Genomic DNA, 18,928 nt, shown 5'->3' on the forward strand with positions numbered 1-18,928 from the left:
CCGGGGCAGAAGAGCCGAAAGAAAAATTCGGGGCCACCGGAATTCCGGTGGCCCCGATTTTTTGTGTGCTTAGTTGGCGCCCTCGGCTTCGCGGTAGATGCCTGCCATCCAGTTCTCCACGTCATCCGCCTTGCGCGGCAGCGCGGCACTGAGGTTCACGGGGCCCTCCACGGTCATCAGGATGTCATCCTCGATCCGCACGCCGATTCCGCGGTATTCCGCCGGGATGGCAAGGTCCTCTTCCTTGAAGTACAGGCCCGGTTCGATGGTGAACACCATGCCCTCGGTGAGGATCCCGTCCAGGTACAGCTCGCGTTTGGCCTGTGCGCAGTCGTGCACATCGAGTCCCAGGTGGTGGCTGGTTCCGTGCGGCATCCAGCGGCGGTGCTGCTGGCCCTCCGGGCTGATGGCCTCTTCGACGCTGACGGGCAGGAGGCCCCATTCGGCCAGGCGCTCCGCGAGGACGGTGGTGGCGGCGGTGTGGATGTCACGGAAGCGGGTGCCCGGCTGTGCCGCGGCGAACCCGGCGTCTGCGGCGTCCAGCACAGCCTCGTACACCTTGCGCTGGATTTCCGAGAACACTCCGGTGGCCGGCAGGGTGCGGGTGATGTCAGCGGTGTAGAGCGAGTCTGCTTCCACGCCGGCGTCCAGCAGCAGGAGTTCGCCGGCGTTGACCTTTCCGGTGTTGCGGGTCCAGTGCAGGACGGTGGCATTGTTGCCCGAGGCCGCGATCGTGTCGTAGCCCAGTTCGTTGCCCACCTCGCGGGCACGGGCGAAGAATGCACCCTCCACAACACGCTCACCGCGGGCATGCGTCAATGCCCGGGGGAGGGCCTTCACAACCTCTTCGAAACCTTCCACGGTGGCGGCGACTGCGAGCTTCATCTGCTCGATTTCCCACTCATCCTTGAGCAGGCGAAGCTCGGAGAGGGCTTCGCTGAGCTTTTCGTCGAGCGCGTCGAGGACGGCAAGGTCCAGGTTGTCGGGGTCTTTCGCCGTGTTGTAGCGGGCCGTGTCCACAAGGGCGTCGATGTTGTCGTCCACCTTGCGCACCAGGCGGATGGAGATGCCGCCGATTTCAGGGGCGCCCACATCCTTGGTGATGGCGGTCTCGAGTTGATCGATGTGTGCCGTGGCCAGGCCCAGGCGGGCCTCGAACTCGGCCAGCGTAGGACGGGCACCAATCCAGAACTCGCCGGAGCGTGAATCGGCGTAGAACTGTTCGGTATCGCGCCCGGCGAGCGGCCGGAAGTAGAGGGTGGCGCGGTGGTTGCCGCCGTCGTCGCCCTTTCCTTCGTCGACGGGCTCCAGGATCAGGACGGCGTCCGGCTCATGGTCAAGGCCAAGCCCGGTGAGGTGCGCAAAGCCCGAGTGCGGGCGGAAGCGGTAGTCGCAGTCGTTGGAGCGGACCTTCAGCGGGCCGGCCGGAATGACCAGGCGTTCGCCTTTGAACTGGTCTGAAATGGCCTTGCGCCGGGTTGCGGCGTGGCTTGCAACGGCGTCGCGTGCCGGGAGGTCCTGGCTGGACGGCGCCCAGTTGCTGGCCATAAAGGCCTTGAAGGCGTCGGAACTGGGCCGCTGGGAGCGGTTGTTGACGCGCTCTTCCAAGGGCTGGGAAGCAGAATCTGGGGTGTTATCGGCATCGTTCACGGCACCATCGTCTCACCAGCACGAAGCCTTGTGCGAATAGCGCATGAACGGGGGATGCGCGGTCTACTAGGCTGGGAAGGTGAGGATAGACCTGCATGCCCACTCCAACGTCTCCGACGGCACGGAAAAGCCCGCCGACGTGATGGCGTCCGCCGCCCGCGCCGGGCTGGACGTGGTGGCGCTGACCGACCACGATTCCACCGCAGGCTGGGGGGAAGCCTCCGCTGCGGCAGTGGACCACGGCGTTGCACTCGTGCCCGGCATGGAGGTCTCATGCCGGACAGAACAGGGCATCAGTGTCCACCTCCTGAGCTACCTGCACGACCCCGACCATGCCGGGCTCCTGGAGGAGATCACCAAAGCCAAGGATGCCCGGCACACCCGCGCCGAGCGGATGGTCACCCTCCTCGCCGAGGACTACCCGCTCACGTGGGACGACGTCATCCACCACGTGGCCCCGGGCGCCACCCTGGGGCGTCCGCATATCGCCGACGCGCTGGTGGCCGCCGGGGTGGTGGAGGACCGGTCGGAGGCGTTTGCGTCCATCCTTACCTCCCGGTCCCGCTACTTCATCCAGCATTACGCGCCGGACCCCGCCACCGCCGTCGAACTGGTCCGCGCGGCAGGAGGCGTGCCCGTGTTTGCCCATCCGGTAGCCTCCTCGCGGGGCCGCATCGTGGGGGAGCGCGTCTACCAGGAAATGATCGACGCCGGCCTGGCCGGCCTGGAGATCGACCACCGCGACAATCCGGAGGAGGGCCGGAACTTCCTGCGCCGGCTCGCCGCGAAGCATGACCTGCTGATCACCGGCTCGTCCGACTACCACGGCACCGGCAAACCCAACCTGCTGGGGGAAAACCTGACGGGGCCGGACGTCCTGGCCCGGATTGAGGACATGGCCACCGGGACCGCCGTCGTCCGTCCTTAGCCGCAGCCGCCCTCCCAACGGGGTAGCGCTATGTGTCGTTTTCGAGCGTCATAACGACATTTAGCGCTGCTTACTTGGGAGGGAAAGACGTGAACTCGGCGTGGGCACCCAGGCGCTTGGCCATGATGTCGATGGCCGGCTGGTTCTGGTCCACGCACACGAACTTCCGGCCGAGCTTCGCCGAGACGGCGCCGAGGGTGCCGGAACCCGCGAAGAAGTCCAGGCACCAATCCCCGGGCCGGCTTGAAGCAGCCACGACGCGCCGGACAAGTCCTTCGGGCTTCTGGGTGGGATAGCCGGTCTTTTCCTTGCCCGTGGGAGAGACGATGGTGTGCCACCAGACGTCGGTGGGCAGCTTGCCCAGCTCGCGCTTGGCGGGCGTCACCAGCCCGGGCGCCATGTAGGGTTCCCGGTCCACCTCGGCGCTGTTGAAGTGGTACTTGGCCGGGTTCTTCACGTAGACCAGGATGTTGTCGTGCTTGGTGGGCCAGCGGTTCTTGGCCCGCGCACCGTAGTCATAGGCCCAGATGATCTCGTTCAGGAAGCACTCGCGGCCGAAGATGGCGTCCAGCATGACCTTGGCATAGTGCACTTCGCGGTAGTCCAGGTGCAGGTACAGCGTGCCGTCCTCGGCCAGCAGGCGCCAGGCCTCGACCAGCCGTGGTTCCAGGAAGGACCAGTAGTCGCTGAACGCGTCGTCGTAGCGGTGCAGCGCTCCCTTGATGGTGTCGTAGGAGCGCCCTTTGAAACCTACGCGGTCGCCCGTGCCGTCGGCGTTAACCACCATGGTGGTCTGCTGGCGCAGCTGGGCCCTGCCGGTGTTGAACGGCGGATCCACGTATATCAGTGTGAAGGCGCCGTCCGGCAGCGAGGGGAGGAACTCCGCGTTGTCAGCGTGTACCACCAGGCTGCTGCCGTCCGGCGCCCAGACAGGTTCAGTCATGGAGGGGGTTAGGCCTCGGTGCTGCCAGGCTGTGCCGCTGTGTCGCCGCCGGCCACTACCTCGCCGTTGCGCCGGCGGGTGCGCGTACGGGAGCGGCGGACACGGGAGGGCTGCTCGCCCTCTGATGCGGGGGCCGCGGCAGGGGATTCGGCGGCGGCTGTGGGGGCTGCAGCGGAATCGGACGTACGACGGCGGCGCTCGCCAGTGCGGGCTGCAGAGTCACCGCTGCTGCGGCTGTCGTCGCGGTTTCCGCCCCTGCCGTCGCGGCCCCGGCTGCTGCGCTCCCGGCCGTCGCGTTCGCGTGATGGGCCACTGTCACGGCCGCCGCGGCTGTTCTTCTTGCCGGTTTCGCCCAGGTCTTCAAGCATCTCGGCGTCCACTCCGGCAAGGACGCGCTTGTCGCGCGGGAGGCGGCCCTTGGTGCCTTCCGGGATGTCCAGGTCCTCGTAGAGGTGCGGTGAGGAGGAATAGGTCTCGATGGGCTCCGGCACGCTCAGGCCCAGGGCCTTGTTGATGAGGCTCCAGCGCGGCATGTCATCCCAGTCCACGAAGGTCACCGCGGTGCCCTTGTTGCCGGCCCGGCCGGTGCGGCCAACGCGGTGCAGGTAGATCTTCTCGTCTTCCACGCACTGGTAGTTGATGACGTGGGTGACGTCATCAACGTCGATGCCGCGCGCGGCGACGTCGGTAGCCACCAGGACGTCCACCTTGTTATTGCGGAAGGCGCGCAGTGCCTGTTCACGGGCGCCTTGGCCCAGGTCGCCGTGGATGGCGGCAGCTGCGAAGCCGCGGTCCACAAGCTCCTCGGCCACCTTTGCGGCGGTGCGCTTTGTCTTGGTGAAGATAATGGTGCGGCCGCGGCCACGCGCCTGGAGGATGCGGGCCACAACTTCGGTCTTGTCCATGCTGTGGGCACGGTAGATCAGCTGCCGGATATCGCGCTTGGTGAGGCCCTCGTCGTCGGGATCTGCGGCGCGGATGTGCGTGGGCTGCGTCATGTAGCGGCGGGCCATCGCAATGACGGGCCCGGGCATGGTGGCGGAGAACAGCAGGGTCTGGCGTACTGGCGGCGTACCGGCAATGAGGGTTTCGACGTCCGGCAGGAAGCCGAGGTCCAGCATCTCGTCAGCTTCGTCCAGGATGACGATTTTGACGTTCTTCAGGCTCAGGTGCTTCTGCTTGTAAAGGTCGATGAGGCGGCCGGGTGTTCCCACCACGATCTCCACGCCCTTCTTCAGCGCCTCCACCTGCGGCTCGTAGGCACGGCCGCCGTAGATGGTGGTGATGCGGGCGTTGCGCTTGCGGGACGCCGTCTGCAGGTCATTGGCCACCTGCACGGCGAGTTCGCGCGTAGGGACGATGACCAGGGCCTGCGGGGCGCCGGGAACCGGGAGCTTGTCGTAGCCGGGGTCGTCCTGGCCCACCACCCGCTGGAGGGCAGGGATGCCGAAACCGAGCGTCTTGCCCGTACCGGTCTTGGCCTGGCCGATGATGTCGTGGCCGGACAGGGCCACCGGCAGGGTCATGGCCTGGATGGGGAACGGGTGGGTGATCCCGGCGTCGGCCAGGGATTCCACGATATCAGCCCGGACGTTGTAGTCCGCGAAGGACTTCTCCGCGATTTCGTGGGGCTTCTCGTCCGAGATAATGGTTTCTTCCGGCTCGATGGTCTCGGTGCCGGTCTCGTCGGTCAGAAGCTGGTGGGTATGCAATTCACTCACAGTGGAGTTTCCTTATTCATTTGGGCAATGGCGCTGCCTGCTCAACGGGCCGGCCAAAGGCTGTTCCGGAGCACGCTCGGGCGCACAAGCAATTCCAGTGGAAGCCGATCGCGGGCTATCTAAATGCTGGCACTGGTGACCAACGGGTGTATCTCAAGATCGCGTAGGGGCGGGCTTGTTGGTTTCAAATCAAGGAAATCAACGACCGGGCATCCATATCTACCTCTTCAGTCTAGCCGCAGGCGGCCCGAATCCCGGCTTTCACGGCCGGGTGGCCCCTTGCGGCGTTACTCAACGAGTTCGAAATGGACTTCCCGCGTGACGATATCCGAGGAGACCAGGCGGACCCGGACCTTCGTTCCGGACACCAGTTCCCCGGCGCAGCGGGCGGTCGCAGCGGGGTCTGCAATCTGGATGATTCCCGAACTGCCGTTGCCGTTGCCGTTCTTTCCGTTGCCGTTGCCGTTTTTGCCGTTTTCCTTTTGTGGCTTGGACCCGGAGATCACGATTGCGTCGAATTCCTGCCCGATGTGGTTAACCAGCAAGGCAGCCTCCACAGTGTCCAGGGCCATGCGCTCCATCCGTGATGCCAGCTGGTCGGACCCGGCCATGATCTCAGGCAGGGACTGAAGCGCCTCCCGTGCCCAGGCCGGTACATTGCCGCCATTACTCAAGGCCTCGCAGATCACCAGGACAAAACGGTCCACGAGGCGGCGCAGAGGAGCGGTGGTATGGGCATAGGCGGCGCCAATGGCGGACTGGACTGCGTCCTCCGGGACGGAACCGTCAAAAGCCGTATAGGCAGCGCCGCGGAACAGCATGCCGGCCGAGTGCAGGATGGCAAGCTGGCGGGGATCGGTGGAGTCGAGGCTGCGCAGGTATTCGCCGTAGCTGACCTCGCCGTCCCAGGGCTTGCCAAGGGCCTCCGTCTGAAGCCGGAAATGGTTCAGGGAGCGCTCGTCCGGGGACGGCATGGTCCGCAGGATGCCCACCTTCCCCGCCAGCATCAGGCCCGCCGCGGCCATTCCGGTCATGAGGGAAATCTGCGCGTTCCAGTCCTCCACCGGAAGCTGGGGAGCGGCGGCAATCCGGTAGCCGCCGTCGGGAAGCTGGACGATCTCCTGTTCCGGCATGTTCAGGCTGGCGCCGCCGCGGGCCCGTTCCAACTCCACGCGCTTGAGCCCCACTTCCTTAAGGAGCTGCAGCACAGGGGAGGCGGTACCGGCGTCGAGCTCCGCCTGCACGCCTTTATAGCTGAGCTTCGCGCGGCTGCGCATCCGGGCCCGCTTTACGGCCACGGACGTCACCTCGGCGGCGCTGTCCAGGCGGAAGTCCCAGACGAACGCCGAGCAGTCCTGCCCGGGAAGGAGGCTCCCGGCCTGTTCGCTGATGACTTCCGGATGCAGCGGGATCCGGCCGTCGGGGGCATAGAACGTCTGGCCCCGGCGGCGCGTTTCAGCGTCCAGGGGCCCGCCGGGGGCCACAAACGCGGGCACATCGGCGATAGCGTACAGCACGTGGTAGCCGTCGCCGTCGGCTTCAATAAACAGCGCCTGGTCCAGGTCGGTGGACGACGCCGGATCGATGGTGATGAATTCGACGCCGGTGAGGTCGTAAGTAGGGAGCTGCAGGGATTCGACTGCCGCTTTCGCGTCAGCCACCGCCTCCTCGGGGTAGGTGCCCGGCAGCTCCAGCTCGGTCCTCAGGGCACTCAGCGCTTCCTCAAGCGCGTTGTTGTGCTCGTGGACGTTGGGGGCCAGCCGATGGTGTGACACGAAAATCAGCCTAGCCGGAATTGGGGCCATAGTGCAGGCATCGGGCCCGGAGCGGCGTTGTCAGGAGTTTGGGGCATCCAGGGCGGCGAGCAGTGCAGCAGCGGCGGCTGCTGGATCGCCCGCTTCCGTAATGGCCCGGACCACCACTATCCTGCGTGCGCCTGCGTCCACCACCTGCTCCACGTTGCCATGGTCAATGCCGCCGATCGCGAACCAGGGAACACCGCCGTCGGACTGCCCTTCCTGCTCCGCCGGCCGGGCAGCTTCGGCGGCATACTTCACCAGCTCCAGTCCCACTGCTGCCCGCCCCGGTTTGGTGGGGGTTGCCCACACTGGTCCCACGCAGAAGTAGTCCAGCCCGGCGGGGCGGGCGGCCGCACCGAGCGCCGCGTCCACCTGGGCCGGGGTGTGGCTGGACAGGCCGATGGCGGCGTTGCCGTTCAGCAGGGTGCGTGCAGCGTCCAGGGGCAGGTCCTTTTGGCCGATGTGGAAGACAGGTGCCCCGGACAGCACCGCGATGTCGGCACGGTCGTTGACAGCCCAGAGCCGGCCGTGCCGCTCTGCCGCTTCCTTGAGCACCGCCAGGAGTTCCAGCTCCTCTGCTGCCTCGATGGTCTTGTCGCGCAGCTGGATGATGTCCACCCCGCCGGCGAACGCTGCGTCCACAAACTGGTCGAAGTCGCCGCGGTCCCTGCGGGCGTCGGTGCAGAGGTAGAGGCGGGCGGCGTTGACGCCGTTGCTGATCTTGGCGCTGCTGAGGACGTCGGTGCCGGCGGCAGGGGTGTGGGACACATTCATGGGGGAAAGCCTAGTTCCTCTACACTGGCCTCGTACTGCGGGAGCCCGCGGCAGCTGTCACAAAGCGCCGGGCTGAGAGGGCGTCAGAGCCGACCGCTTGACCTGATCCGGCTAATACCGGCGTAGGGAAGGAGACAGATGGGCGCAGCATCAGAGCCCCCGACCGTGGACGCGGCCGACACCATCCATGCTGATGTGGCGGTGATCGGCGGCGGCGTGATCGGCCACGGTATCGCGTGGGAGGCGAAGCGTTCCGGCCGTTCCGTGGTGGTGATCGATGACGCACCGGGTTCGGGGGCCAGCTGGGCGGCCGCCGGGATGCTTGCCCCGGTGAGCGAGCTGCACTACCAGGAGGAGGATCTCCTGGAATTCATGCTGGATGCCTCGGCCCGCTGGCCGGCTTTTGCCGCCGGCCTCACCGAAGCGTCGGGAACAGATCCGGGATACATTACGACGCCGACCCTCGCCGTGGGTGCCGACGCCGCCGACCGCCGCGCCCTGATGGACCTCCGCGCCGTTCAGCAGGCCAGCGGCCTGTCCGTAGAGCCGCTGACCGTCCGGGACGCGCGACAGCGGGAACCCCTGCTCAGCCCGGGGATCGCCTGCGCCCTGGACACTCCGGCCGACCACCAGGTGGACCCGCGGCTGTTGGTGGCGTGCCTGCAGGCCGCCTTGGCTCATGGCACGGATGGCGGACGCGGGGACAGAGACAAAGGTGCGGGACGCGGCACTGCGGCAGCCGGCTTCGTCGGCGGTATTGCGGTAGCGGCCAAGGCAACCGGGCTGCTGTGGCGCGGGGGAGCTGTTGCCGGCGTGCGCCTGGCGGACGGGGGAACCGTGCTGGCCGCCGAAACAGTGGTGGCGAACGGGCTGCACGCGGCAGCTCTTGAAGAGCTGCCGCCAGGGCTGAACCTGCCACTGCGGCCCGTCCATGGGGACATCCTGCGCCTGGCAGTGCCCCGGCACCTGCAGCCCCTGGTGACGTCCACGGTCCGCGGGCTGGTGCACGGCGTTCCGGTCTACATCGTTCCCCGCAGGGACGGCACGGTGGTGATCGGGGCAACGCAGCGTGAGGATGCGCTGTCCGGCACGGACGCCGTTTCCGCCGGTGGCGTGTACCAGCTCCTCCGCGACGCGCAGGTACTGGTTCCCGCCGTCGCCGAACTCGAACTGCTGGAATGCACAGCGCGCGCCCGTCCCGCAACGCCCGACAACGCGCCGCTGCTGGGGCGGGTTCCCGCCCCGGAGGCAGCGGCCGACGGGGAGCGCGGGTACGTTTCCGGGCTCATCATCGCCACCGGGTTCTTCCGGCACGGAGTCCTGCTGACGCCGGCCGCAGCCGCCGTCTGCCGGGACCTGCTGGACGGCCGCGAGGACCCCCGATGGGCGGCCTTCAGCCCGGGCCGCTTTACGACGAGGGCAGGCGCCCGCTTAACCACCGGCTCACCCACCAACCACTTCCGCCACACATCGCCCACGAAGGAATCAGCATGAACATCACCTTGAACGGAACCCGGCACCCCGTCCCTGACGGCGCCTCCATCACCGTGCTCGTCAGCCAGGTCACCGGCCGCCCCCTGGCCGCCAACGGGCAGGCAACCGACGGCCAAAAGCTTGGTGTGGCCGTAGCCCACAATTCCGAGGTTGTACCGCGCAGCCAGTGGTTTACCACCGCGCTCGCGGACGGCGACGAGGTCGAACTCGTCACGGCTGTGCAGGGAGGCTGACACCATGACCGAAACCATCACCACTCCAAGCGTGGCGGGCCTCGATGATCCGCTGGTCATTGACGGCGTCACCCTGGCATCCCGGCTCATCATGGGCACCGGCGGCGCGCCCAGCCTGGACGGCCTCGGGGCTGCCCTCCTGGCCTCCGGCACCGGGCTGACCACGGTGGCAATGCGGCGGTATTCCACAGCCGAGACAGGTTCGCTCTTCCAGCTGCTCGTGGATCACGGCATCCGCGTGCTGCCCAACACGGCAGGCTGCTTCACTGCCAGGGATGCCGTGCTGACGGCGGAACTGGCCCGTGAGGCACTGGAAACCGACTGGGTGAAGCTGGAAGTCATAGCTGACGAACAGACCCTGCTGCCGGACGCCGTCGAACTGGTGGACGCCACGGAACAACTGGTCAACAGGGGCTTCAAGGTTTTCGCCTACACCAACGACGATCCCGTCCTGGCGCTCCGGCTTGAGAACCTTGGGGCCACCGCAGTGATGCCGCTCGGGGCGCCTATCGGCACCGGGCTGGGCATCCTTAACCCGCACAACATCGAGCTGATCGTCTCCCGCGCCTCGGTTCCGGTGGTCCTGGACGCCGGCATCGGTACCGCCTCGGACGCGGCCCTGGCCATGGAGCTGGGGTGCGACGCCGTGCTGCTGGCTACCGCCGTAACCCGGGCGCAGAATCCTGCCTTGATGGGAGAGGCCTTCAAACATGCGGTCATCGCCGGTAGGCTGGCGAAAGCGGCGGGCAGGATCCCGCGCCGCGAACACGCACTGGCGTCGTCGGCCATGGAGGGCCGGGCAGAGTTCCTGTAGCCCGCTCCCGGTGCCGCTCCGCCAGCCATAAGGTGAGGAGCAGCCATGGCCGGCAAGGACATTCTTTCTCCCGAGCGGCTCGAGGACGCACTGGCCGTCCTGACCGACTGGCGGTACAGCCAAGGTGCGCTGGTGACGGTGTACAAGGTGCCGACGGCGGCTGCCGCACTTGAGCTGATTGCCGCCGTCGGACGCCTTGCCGAGGAACAGAACCACCACCCGGACCTGGACTGGCGGTACAACCGGGTTTTCCTCCTTTACACCTCGCACGACGCCGGGGGCGAAGTCACGGCACGCGACGTGGGCGCGGCCGAGGCCGTGAGTGAAGCCGCCGCCGCGGTCCACGCGGTTGCGGATCCGGCGCGGCACCCCGCAGCCGCTTAATCGGCTGTGGCCACCACCCCGAGAGGCAGTGGCCACAGCCGTGCTTGAATGTCCGGGCGCTGGTTCCGGCTAGAGCTTCAGCGCCGCCGTAAGCCGTTCCAGATCATGCTTGGCCCTGGTACGGCCAACGTAAAGGACCGCTGCAACCGCCGCTGCTGCGCCCACAACCATGGGCAGGACCCAGGGCAGCCAGGTCATGCCCGGCCGGTAGCCGAAGCCTGCAGCCATCAGGATGATCCAGGTGACAGCTCCCACTCCTACGGCAACGCCGGCCGGCAGGACCACACCGTATTTGGTGTGCCGCTTGTCGTTGGCCCAGACGATGAAACCTGCGGCGGCTGTCACCAGCACCACAATGGTCAGCGAAAGCATGGCTCTCCTTGGAGTACTCGCACCCTAGGTGCGGGGGCTAGAACTGGCCGAACCCTACGCGGCGCTGTTCCTCGGCACCGATTTCTACATAGGCCAGGGCCTTGCCGGGAACAATGATCAGGCGTCCCTTGTCATCCTTCAGGCGCAGTTCGCTGCCGGTGGTGATGGCTGCTTCTACAACCTTGGCTACGGAGTCCGGGTCCTCGACTGATTCCAGCACAATTTCGCGGCCAACATTCTGAACGCCGATCTTAATTTCCACAGGGGGCCTCCCAGCCGGTTCACGTTTCTCGGGTTATGTCTTATTTGTAGTCTAGGACTCTTTGGGGAAGCGAGAGATTCCGCGCCAAGCTAAACGGTAGATGAGGTCGCTGGCCACATCGAGGTCCAGGTTCCCGTCAGTTTCCAGCCAGTACCGGGCACTGACCTGCGCCATCCCGGCGAGCCCGCGGCCCAGGAGCTCTGCCTCCAGGTGGGGAAGTTTGGTGTCCTCAGCGATAACGCGTGCAATGGCGTCCGCAAACGTCCGGTTGAAGGTCTCCAGCCGTGAGCTGACATCCGGATCATTAATGAGGTCTGATTCGAAAACGAGCCGGTGGGCCTGGTCATCGTTGGCGATGAACCGGAAATAGGCCCGCATCACGGCCTGCACGCGTTCGTCATTGTCGGTGGTGGAGTTCAGCGCCCCCAGCATCAAGTTCGTCAAGGAGGCCAGGTGGCTTTCGAGCAGGGCCAGGTACAGTTCCCGCTTTGAGGGGAAGTGCTGGTACAGGACCGGTTTGCTGACGTGGGCTGTCTCTGCGATTTCATCCATTGCGGCGCCGTGATAGCCGTTGGCAACGAAGACTTCCTGTGCTGCGGAAAGGAGTTGTGCGCGTCTCTCGTCCCGGGGAAGCCGGGCGGACCGTTGCCCGGCGGGGCGCGAGGCGGTTTGCGGCTCGGCTGCAGACGGGCGGTCAGCCCGTGCTTCATGGACCACAGTTGTCCTTCTTTCCCTTGCAGTTACCCCCACTCTACGTCGGGGTAATATGACCGGGCGGTATCCCGGGGCATACATTGAAGTATGGCTTCGACATTCTCCGCAAATGTTTCGACTATTTCACTGCCTCCGCTGGTTGAACCGGCTGGTGAGCTCACTCCTGACGAGGTGGAGCGCTACTCGCGGCACCTCATCATTCCCGAGATCGGCGCACTGGGGCAGCGGAGGCTGAAGAATGCAAAAGTACTGGTGATCGGCGCCGGCGGGCTCGGGTCCCCGGCTCTGCTGTACCTTGCGGCCGCGGGGGTGGGGACGCTGGGCATCATCGACGACGACGCCGTTGACCTCAGCAACCTGCAGCGCCAGGTCATCCACGGCGTGGCTGACGTTGGCCGGCCGAAGATCGAGTCGGCGCGGGACGCTATTGCCGCCCTCAACCCGCTGGTGGACGTCCGGCTGCATAACGTCCGGCTGGACGCCTCCAATGCCCTGGAGCTGTTCGCGGGCTACGACCTGATCCTGGACGGCGCCGACAACTTCGCCACCCGCTACCTGGTCAACGACGCCGCCGCCATCCTGGGCAAACCCTACGTCTGGGGCTCCATCTTCCGTTTCGACGGGCAGGTGAGCGTCTTCTGGGAAAAGCACGGACCCACCTACCGTGACCTCTATCCCGAGGCGCCACCGGCAGGGTCTGTCCCTTCGTGCGGTGAGGGCGGGGTGTTCGGCATGCTCTGCGCTGCGGTGGGGTCGCTGATGGTGACGGAGGCAGTGAAGCTGATCACCGGCGTCGGGCGCTCTCTGCTGGGCAGGGTGGCCTTGTTCGACGCCCTGGGCGGCAGCTGGCGCGAGATCCGTGTCTCCAAGGACCCCGCTGCGGAACCGATCACGGAGCTGACGGACTATGAGGCGTTCTGCGGCATTGTGCCGGCGGCGCAGGCGGACACGGAACATACCGTCACAGCTACCCAGCTGGCCACCATGCTCGCGTCCCGGACGGCCGGCCTGAAGGACTTTGAGCTGGTGGACGTCCGGGAGCCCGGCGAATTCGACATCGTCAGGATCGACGGCGCCGTGCTCATCCCGCAGGGAAGGATCCTTGCCGGGGAAGCGTGGCAGGAGCTGCCGCAGGACAAGGACATTGTGTTCCTGTGCAAGGCTGGGACCCGCTCGGCGAACGTCCTGGCGGCGGCACGGAAGGCCGGCTATCAGCGGGTCAGCCATCTCGACGGCGGCATCCTCGCGTGGGTGCGAGAGGTGGAACCCAACAAACCCGTCTACTAAGCCCGGAGCACCCCCTCCGACGAGCCCCTCCCGCCCGCCATCACCTTTCGCACCCTTTTGACTGACGCTCTCTCACTTAACGCCGTTTTTTGACTGACGCTCTCTCACTTGACGCGCCTTTTTGACTGACGCTCTTTCACTTGACGCGCCTTTTGTGAGGATGCTCTCTCACTTGACGCGCCTTCTTGATGGACGCCCTCTCACTTGACGCGCCTTTTGGGAGGATTGCTCTCTCACTTTCTTCAGAAGAGTGAGAGAGCGTCGGGGAAATTGACGCATTAAGTGAGAGAGCGTCGGATTTAAGAGGGCAGGACGTGGTGGGGCGTTGGCTGGTCAGGCGCTTTCGAGGCCCTGGTGGTCCACCGGGCACTCGGCCTGGGGAACGGCGCGGGCTGCCGGCTGCTCCACGGTGATGCCGTAGAGGGCCTCCAGCGCGGCGACGTACTCATCCTGCTGGCCGTTGGCGGCGAGCTCCCGGGCGCGCACGGTGGGAACGTGAAGCAGCTGCTTGACCATGCGCCGAAGTGCGAACTCCACCTCTTCAGCCGCCGCCGTGCAGCCGTGCCGGGCACGGACCTTTTCCATTTCCGCGTCCAGGACGTTCATGGTGTGCCGCCGCAGTGCAACGATCGCGGAATCCACGGAGCGAGCCTCGCGTTCCTGCTCGAAGGCCTTGGCAGCGCCGCTGACAATGCCGCTTGCCTGGGCCAGTGATTCAGCCTGCTCCTGAGGTGCGGCGAGGCGCACGGATTCCAGGGTCAACAGCTCAACGCCTTCCAGCTCGCCCACACCGGGGTCGAAATCATGGGTAAGGGCCAGATCGATGGCAATCAGTGGCTGTGGCGAATCTGCGCGCACAAGGGCGAGTTCATCGGCTTCCACCCGGGTGTCCGAGCCGCTGCAGCCGATCATCACGTCCGCCGCAGCGACGGCAGGACGCAGCGTTTCCTCGTCAAGGGCCGTGCCGCCGCGGGTGGCCACGAAGCCTTCGGCGCGGCCGGAGGAAGAGAAGACGGAGATGTCCGTGCAGCCCCGCTCACGCAGCAGCGCCATCGTGGCGCCGGCGTAGGCTCCGGTGCCAAAGACCACCACCTTCTTGGTGGACCAGTCAGGGTTCTCGGAAAGGTCAGTTGCCAAATCCAGGGCTACGGAAACGATGGAGAGTCCCCGTGATCCCAGTGCGGTCTGCGCACCGACGTCCTTGGCCGTCTTGGACGCGGCCTGGAACAGGCGGACGAGTCCGGAGCTGGCGGTTCCCTCGTGCTGGGCGGTGATAAGTGCCCGGCGTACCTGGCCCGCGATTTCACGTTCACCGACGACGGCGGAATCCAGTCCGGCGCTGACGGCAAAGAGGTGCTGGCTTACTTCCGGGCCGGTACGGGTGCTGAAGGAGCGGGAAACCAGCGGTTCGCTGAGTCCGCTGACGTCGCTGATCTGGGCGACAAGCGCTGCGCGGGCCGCTTCAACGTCGTCCGGGTGGGGAGCCTCGCCATAGATTTCGTAGCGGTTGCAGGTGGCAAGGACAACCGCACCCGTCACCGCCGGCGATCCGGAGAGAGCGGATGTGGCGATCCCGGAGGCACCGTTGCTCAACTGAGCAACGGTCTCAAGATCGATGTCGGCGTGTGTAGCCACCAATGAAAAAAGAACCACAGCAGGTCAATCATAGCTTTTTCGTTCCTCGGTAGAACAACTGCCCGGCCCGGATGCGGCAGGCCGGCCCTGTGATTCCTGCCACGGCGCGGGAAAGGGGCCCTGGCGTGACAGCCTGTCGTTATCTTTTGCTGCTGTTTTTGGGCACAATCAAAGGCATGACTTTCAGCCCTGCCATGTCCGCTGCCGGCGCCCTCGCTGCAGACCATCCACTGGTGGATGGACGCACCGCAGACTCGCCGCTGATCACGGCCTACCGGGGCGGAAAGCCATCGCGCCGCCCCGTCTGGTTCATGCGGCAGGCCGGGCGTTCCCTCCCGGAGTACCTCAAGGTCCGCGAAGGCATCGCCATGCTGGATTCCTGCCTGCGCCCGGAGCTCGCTTCGGAGATCACGCTCCAGCCAGTCCGCCGCCACGACGTGGACGCCGGAATCTTCTTCTCCGATATTGTCATTCCGCTCAAACTGGCCGGCGTGGGCGTGGACATCGTGCCCGGAGTGGGCCCGGTCCTGGACAAGCCCGTCCGGACTGCCGCGGACGTCACCGCCCTCCCGCAGCTGACCTGGGAGGCGCTCGAACCTATCCGCCAGGCGGTCCGGCTTACGGTGGCCGAACTCGGTAAGACCCCGCTGATCGGCTTTGCCGGGGCGCCCTTCACCCTGGCGGCCTACATGGTGGAGGGCAAGCCGTCCCGCGACCACCTCGGACCCCGCACCATGATGCACGCGGACCCGGAGACCTGGCGCGCCCTCGCCAACTGGGCCGCCGATGCATCCGGCATGTTCCTGCAGGCCCAGCTGGAGGCCGGTGCCTCCGCCGGGCAGTTGTTCGACTCGTGGGCGGGCTCCCTGGGCTTGGCCGACTACACACAGTTTGTGGCCCCTGCCTCCAGGCGTGCCCTGGACCATGTAAGGCACCTGGGTGCCCCGCTCATCCACTTCGGCACCGGTACCTCCGAGCTTCTCGTGGCCATGCGGGACGTCGGCGTCGATGTGGTGGGCGTTGACTACCGCCTGCCGCTGGACGAGGCCAACCGAAGGCTGGGCGGATCGGTCCCGCTGCAGGGAAACATCGACCCCGCGCTGCTCTCCGCCCCCTGGGAAATCCTCGAAGCGCACGTCTGCGCTGTTATTGCCGCCGGTGCTGCTGCGCCCGGCCACGTCCTCAACCTGGGCCACGGCGTTCCTCCCGAGACCGACCCGGCCGTCCTCACCCGGGTTGTAGAGCTCATCCACTCCATTTCGCCGGAGTAACCCGTGGCGATTCACCCGGCTGGTGCCCCATCCGCGCTGGTGCTGGGCGGTGGGATCGCGGGTCTCCTTTCCGCCCGGGAGCTGGCCGTTGCCGGCCATCCGGTGACAGTCCTGGAGGCCGGCGGGGAGTGGGGCGGCTGCGTGGGCAGCCATATAGTAGCGGGCCTCACCCTGGACAGCGGGGCAGAGTCCTTCGCTACGCGGTCCGACGCCGTTGCCGGCCTTGCCGGGGAACTGGGCCTTTCGGACAGGATTGTTGCCCCCCGGCCCGGCGGCGCCTGGGTCCAGCTCCCGGATGGCCCCCGGGAACTTCCCAAGACCGGCGTTTTGGGAATTCCCGCCAACCCCTGGGATCCCGAGGTCCGCAGGTCCCTGGGCCTGCTCGGCTCGCTCCGCGCCTCCCTCGACAGGATCCTGCCCGCGTCCATCGGCACGGCAGCGGACGTTGTCAGCGTGTCCGCCCTCGTCCGGGCGCGCATGGGACGCCGGGTCCTGGAGCGGCTGGTAGCGCCCGTTGTGGGCGGCGTCCACTCCGCCGACCCGGGACTCCTGGACGTCGACATGGTGGCTCCGGGACTTCGTGCAGGACTGCGCCAGCACGGCTCCCTGGCCGCCGCCGTGGCATCCCAGCGGCGCAACAGCACCGGACCCGCCAAGGCCGGCTCCGCCGTCGCAGGCCTCAAAGGCGGAATGCACACCCTGGTCACCGCGCTGGTCAGCGATCTGCAGGACCGGGGCGTGACGCTCCTGTCCGGAAGGCGCGCAACAGCCGTGGCCCGGACATCCGAAGGGTGGCGCGTTGACACCGCGGGGGAAATGTTCGACGCCGGCCTGCTGGTGGTCGCAGTGGACGGCCCGGCCGCCGTCGGACTGCTGGAAAAGGCGGTGCCGGCAATTGCTGGACAGCAGCCCGGTTCCGGGCCTGACGTGCAGCTCGTCACCCTGGTCCTGGACAAGCCTGAACTGGACCGCCGTCCCCGCGGCACCGGCATCCTCGTGGCGCCCCAGACTCCCGGCGTCCAGGCAAAGGCCCTGACGCATGCCACCGGCAAATGGGACTGGCTGGCCGCGGCCGCCGGCTCCGGCAGGCATGTCATCCGGCTCTCCTATGGACGTGTTGACAGCACCGGCAACCAGCCCGGCGGACCGGCTACCGATGACGGGCTCCTGGCGGCGTCGCTGGACGACGCATCGGCCTTGCTCGGGGTTGGCATCGGCCGGCAGGACGTTGTCGAGTGGGACGTTGTGCGGTGGCGCGGTGCCCTGCCTTTTGCGGCCGTCGGACACCGTGCCCGGGTCACCGCAATCCGGGAAGCCTGCAACGCGGTGGGCGGCCTGGCCGTGGTAGGCGGCTGGGTGGCCGGGAACGGACTCGCCGCAGTGGTGTCCGACACGAAGAACCAAATCCGGAACCTGGCCGGCTGAACATCCTCGCTGGTCAGGCCCGTGGAGGCCCGGAAACAGGGCTCTCCCGGACCGCCGACGGGTGCTTTGCTGGTTTTCACTTCGCCGCCCGACATGGTTAGGGTCGATGACTATGCTTCACAACAGGTCCGATCTTTCCATGCCCCGGACCGGTATCCATGGGGGACTCCGACGCGGCGCAGCAGCTGCGGCAGTCGGGGCGGTACTGGTTCTCACGACAGGCGTCCCGGCGTCCCAAGCAAAAGAGGGAGCGCCCGGCCCTGGTGACCCCGGAGCCCCGGCGGTCGACACCATATCCCTCCCCGTAGTGGCCCCGCTGAAGGGCCAGTCCGCTGCTGCGCGGGAGAATGCGCCGGGCCAGGACCGCGAAGGGAAGAGCAGCACTGGCAAGGACCAGGCGGACAAGGGGAAGGGCGAGGATTCCAGACAGGCCGCCAGCCCCAGCCCGGCTCCTGCTCCTTCCGCCTCCGCAATCCCGTCTGCCCTCCGTCCCGCCGTGACGGCCACCCAAAAGCCAACCGCACCTTCAGCCACCGCTACGGCGTCCCCGGTTCCGACAAGCAGCGCGCCCGCAGCCAGCACTCCGACAGCCACCCGTTCCGCGACGTCTGCTCCTGCCGGCTCCGCCCCTGCAGCCAGCACTCCGACAGCCACCCGGACGGCACCGGGTGCTGCGCCTTCGGTTCCCGTTGCCGTGCCGGAAGCCCCGGGCACCGGTACCCCTGCTGCTCCCGTACCGCCCGCAGCGGCAGACGGGACCATACCGGTCCAACCGGCCCCACCCGCGTCCTCCGTGGCAGTGGATCCTGCCCCGACGGCGTCAGGCGAGCCCACCGCCGATGCCGCCGCAGGCGAAGCTGCTACCGCAACTACGGGTGGAGTGGGCGGTCAGGGCGGATATGTACCGCTTTACGCCGTGCCACGTACCCAGCCAGGGTGGACGCCGTACGCTTCAGTCCCGAACGGCAACAGCGTCCGGACCAGCGCGGTGCTGGCTGCGCAGCCGGAGCCGAAGAGTGCCCTGGTCTGGCTTGGCTCAGGGCTGGTAGGGGTGGCTGGTGCCGCCGGACTGGTCTTCTTCCGCCTGCGAAACCCCTAGGACGTGTTGCTAAAGCCCTGATTTGATCCAGATCAGGGTCGACGCCAGGGTCACGCCTGCGAGGTAGCTGCGTGCTGTTTTGTCGCTTCTGGTTGCGATGCCACGCCATTGTTTGAGGCGGTT

The 18,928-nt window shown here is 66.8% G+C and carries 18 protein-coding genes, 1 pseudogene and 1 riboswitch; of the genes and pseudogenes, 9 read left to right on the forward strand and 10 right to left on the reverse strand.

The genetic code is table 11. The features are described 5' to 3' along the window. Positions 1–69: 69 nt before the first annotated feature. Positions 70–1,650, reverse strand: a complete 1,581-nt coding sequence (locus tag M8J71_RS13835; RefSeq protein ID WP_256248433.1) for an aminopeptidase P N-terminal domain-containing protein — start codon at positions 1,648–1,650, stop codon at positions 70–72. Positions 1,651–1,729: 79 nt separating this feature from the next. On the opposite strand from M8J71_RS13835, the gene M8J71_RS13840 reads away from it, so the two are divergent. Beyond that, entirely contained in the window at positions 1,730–2,578 is an 849-nt protein-coding gene (locus M8J71_RS13840; RefSeq protein WP_256248434.1) for a PHP domain-containing protein, read from the forward strand. A 70-nt stretch (positions 2,579–2,648) separates the two neighbouring features. On the opposite strand, the gene M8J71_RS13845 is transcribed toward M8J71_RS13840, so the two are convergent. The 4 genes from M8J71_RS13845 to thiE form a co-directional block, all read right to left on the reverse strand. Further along, entirely contained in the window at positions 2,649–3,521 is an 873-nt protein-coding gene (locus M8J71_RS13845; protein WP_256248435.1) for a DNA-methyltransferase, read from the reverse strand. Positions 3,522–3,529: 8 nt separating this feature from the next. After that, positions 3,530–5,242 (reverse strand): DEAD/DEAH box helicase, encoded by a 1,713-nt coding sequence (locus M8J71_RS13850; RefSeq protein ID WP_256248436.1) that lies wholly within the window; start codon positions 5,240–5,242, stop codon positions 3,530–3,532. A 287-nt stretch (positions 5,243–5,529) separates the two neighbouring features. Continuing rightward, positions 5,530–7,017 (reverse strand): RNB domain-containing ribonuclease, encoded by a 1,488-nt coding sequence (locus M8J71_RS13855; RefSeq protein ID WP_256248437.1) that lies wholly within the window; start codon positions 7,015–7,017, stop codon positions 5,530–5,532. 60 nt (positions 7,018–7,077) lie between these two features. After that, the gene (gene thiE, locus M8J71_RS13860) at positions 7,078–7,815 is read right to left on the reverse strand and encodes a thiamine phosphate synthase (RefSeq protein ID WP_256248438.1); all 738 of its coding nucleotides are present in this window, start codon (positions 7,813–7,815) and stop codon (positions 7,078–7,080) included. A 27-nt stretch (positions 7,816–7,842) separates the two neighbouring features. Beyond that, positions 7,843–7,961, forward strand: a riboswitch (TPP riboswitch). On the opposite strand from thiE, the gene M8J71_RS13865 reads away from it, so the two are divergent. The 4 genes from M8J71_RS13865 (at position 7,954) to M8J71_RS13880 (ending at position 10,740) form a co-directional block, all read left to right on the forward strand. Next, positions 7,954–9,309, forward strand: a complete 1,356-nt coding sequence (locus M8J71_RS13865; RefSeq protein WP_256248439.1) for an FAD-dependent oxidoreductase — start codon at positions 7,954–7,956, stop codon at positions 9,307–9,309. (Overlaps the previous riboswitch by 8 nt.) Then, positions 9,306–9,542, forward strand: a complete 237-nt coding sequence (gene thiS / locus M8J71_RS13870; protein ID WP_256248440.1) for a sulfur carrier protein ThiS — start codon at positions 9,306–9,308, stop codon at positions 9,540–9,542. The genes M8J71_RS13865 and thiS overlap by 4 nt, the downstream gene beginning before the upstream one ends. 4 nt (positions 9,543–9,546) lie before the next feature. Then, entirely contained in the window at positions 9,547–10,356 is an 810-nt protein-coding gene (locus M8J71_RS13875; protein WP_256248441.1) for a thiazole synthase, read from the forward strand. A gap of 45 nt (positions 10,357–10,401) precedes the next feature. Beyond that, positions 10,402–10,740 (forward strand): 4a-hydroxytetrahydrobiopterin dehydratase, encoded by a 339-nt coding sequence (locus M8J71_RS13880; RefSeq protein WP_256248442.1) that lies wholly within the window; start codon positions 10,402–10,404, stop codon positions 10,738–10,740. A gap of 69 nt (positions 10,741–10,809) precedes the next feature. Here M8J71_RS13880 and M8J71_RS13885 read toward each other — a convergent pair whose 3' ends face one another. Genes M8J71_RS13885 through M8J71_RS13895 form a run of 3 tightly spaced genes read right to left on the reverse strand, consistent with a single transcriptional unit; the run spans position 10,810 to position 12,091 of the window. Then, positions 10,810–11,112, reverse strand: a complete 303-nt coding sequence (locus M8J71_RS13885) for a hypothetical protein (RefSeq protein ID WP_256248443.1) — start codon at positions 11,110–11,112, stop codon at positions 10,810–10,812. A 37-nt stretch (positions 11,113–11,149) separates the two neighbouring features. Then, on the reverse strand, positions 11,150–11,374 hold the full coding sequence (locus M8J71_RS13890) for a DUF3107 domain-containing protein (protein ID WP_163162195.1): 225 nt from the start codon (positions 11,372–11,374) through the stop codon (positions 11,150–11,152). Between the two features lie 51 nt (positions 11,375–11,425). After that, entirely contained in the window at positions 11,426–12,091 is a 666-nt protein-coding gene (locus M8J71_RS13895) for a TetR/AcrR family transcriptional regulator (protein ID WP_256248444.1), read from the reverse strand. Between the two features lie 84 nt (positions 12,092–12,175). Here M8J71_RS13895 and moeB point away from each other — a divergent pair, with 84 nt between their 5' ends. Beyond that, the gene (gene moeB, locus M8J71_RS13900) at positions 12,176–13,375 is read left to right on the forward strand and encodes a molybdopterin-synthase adenylyltransferase MoeB (RefSeq protein ID WP_256248445.1); all 1,200 of its coding nucleotides are present in this window, start codon (positions 12,176–12,178) and stop codon (positions 13,373–13,375) included. Between the two features lie 333 nt (positions 13,376–13,708). On the opposite strand, the gene M8J71_RS13905 is transcribed toward moeB, so the two are convergent. Next, positions 13,709–15,028: a glutamyl-tRNA reductase gene (locus M8J71_RS13905; protein ID WP_163162202.1), complete on the reverse strand. Its 1,320-nt coding sequence runs from the start codon at positions 15,026–15,028 to the stop codon at positions 13,709–13,711. Between the two features lie 158 nt (positions 15,029–15,186). Between M8J71_RS13905 and hemE the strand changes: the two genes are divergently transcribed. The 3 genes from hemE to M8J71_RS13920 all read left to right on the forward strand — a co-directional run bounded on the left by hemE (position 15,187) and on the right by M8J71_RS13920 (position 18,805). Further along, positions 15,187–16,281 (forward strand): uroporphyrinogen decarboxylase, encoded by a 1,095-nt coding sequence (hemE, locus tag M8J71_RS13910; protein ID WP_256248446.1) that lies wholly within the window; start codon positions 15,187–15,189, stop codon positions 16,279–16,281. Positions 16,282–16,284: 3 nt separating this feature from the next. Continuing rightward, positions 16,285–17,706 carry a protoporphyrinogen oxidase gene (gene hemG / locus M8J71_RS13915; RefSeq protein WP_256248447.1) on the forward strand — a complete coding sequence of 474 codons (1,422 nt, stop codon included), beginning with the start codon at positions 16,285–16,287 and terminating at the stop codon, positions 17,704–17,706. A 106-nt stretch (positions 17,707–17,812) separates the two neighbouring features. After that, positions 17,813–18,805, forward strand: a complete 993-nt coding sequence (locus M8J71_RS13920) for a hypothetical protein (RefSeq protein WP_256248448.1) — start codon at positions 17,813–17,815, stop codon at positions 18,803–18,805. Positions 18,806–18,814: 9 nt separating this feature from the next. Here M8J71_RS13920 and M8J71_RS13925 read toward each other — a convergent pair. Next, positions 18,815–18,928, reverse strand: a pseudogene (locus M8J71_RS13925) (IS5-like element ISMt1 family transposase); the annotation flags it as partial.

This window comes from Pseudarthrobacter sp. R1 (genome assembly GCF_024494415.1).
GTDB lineage: Bacteria > Actinomycetota > Actinomycetes > Actinomycetales > Micrococcaceae > Arthrobacter.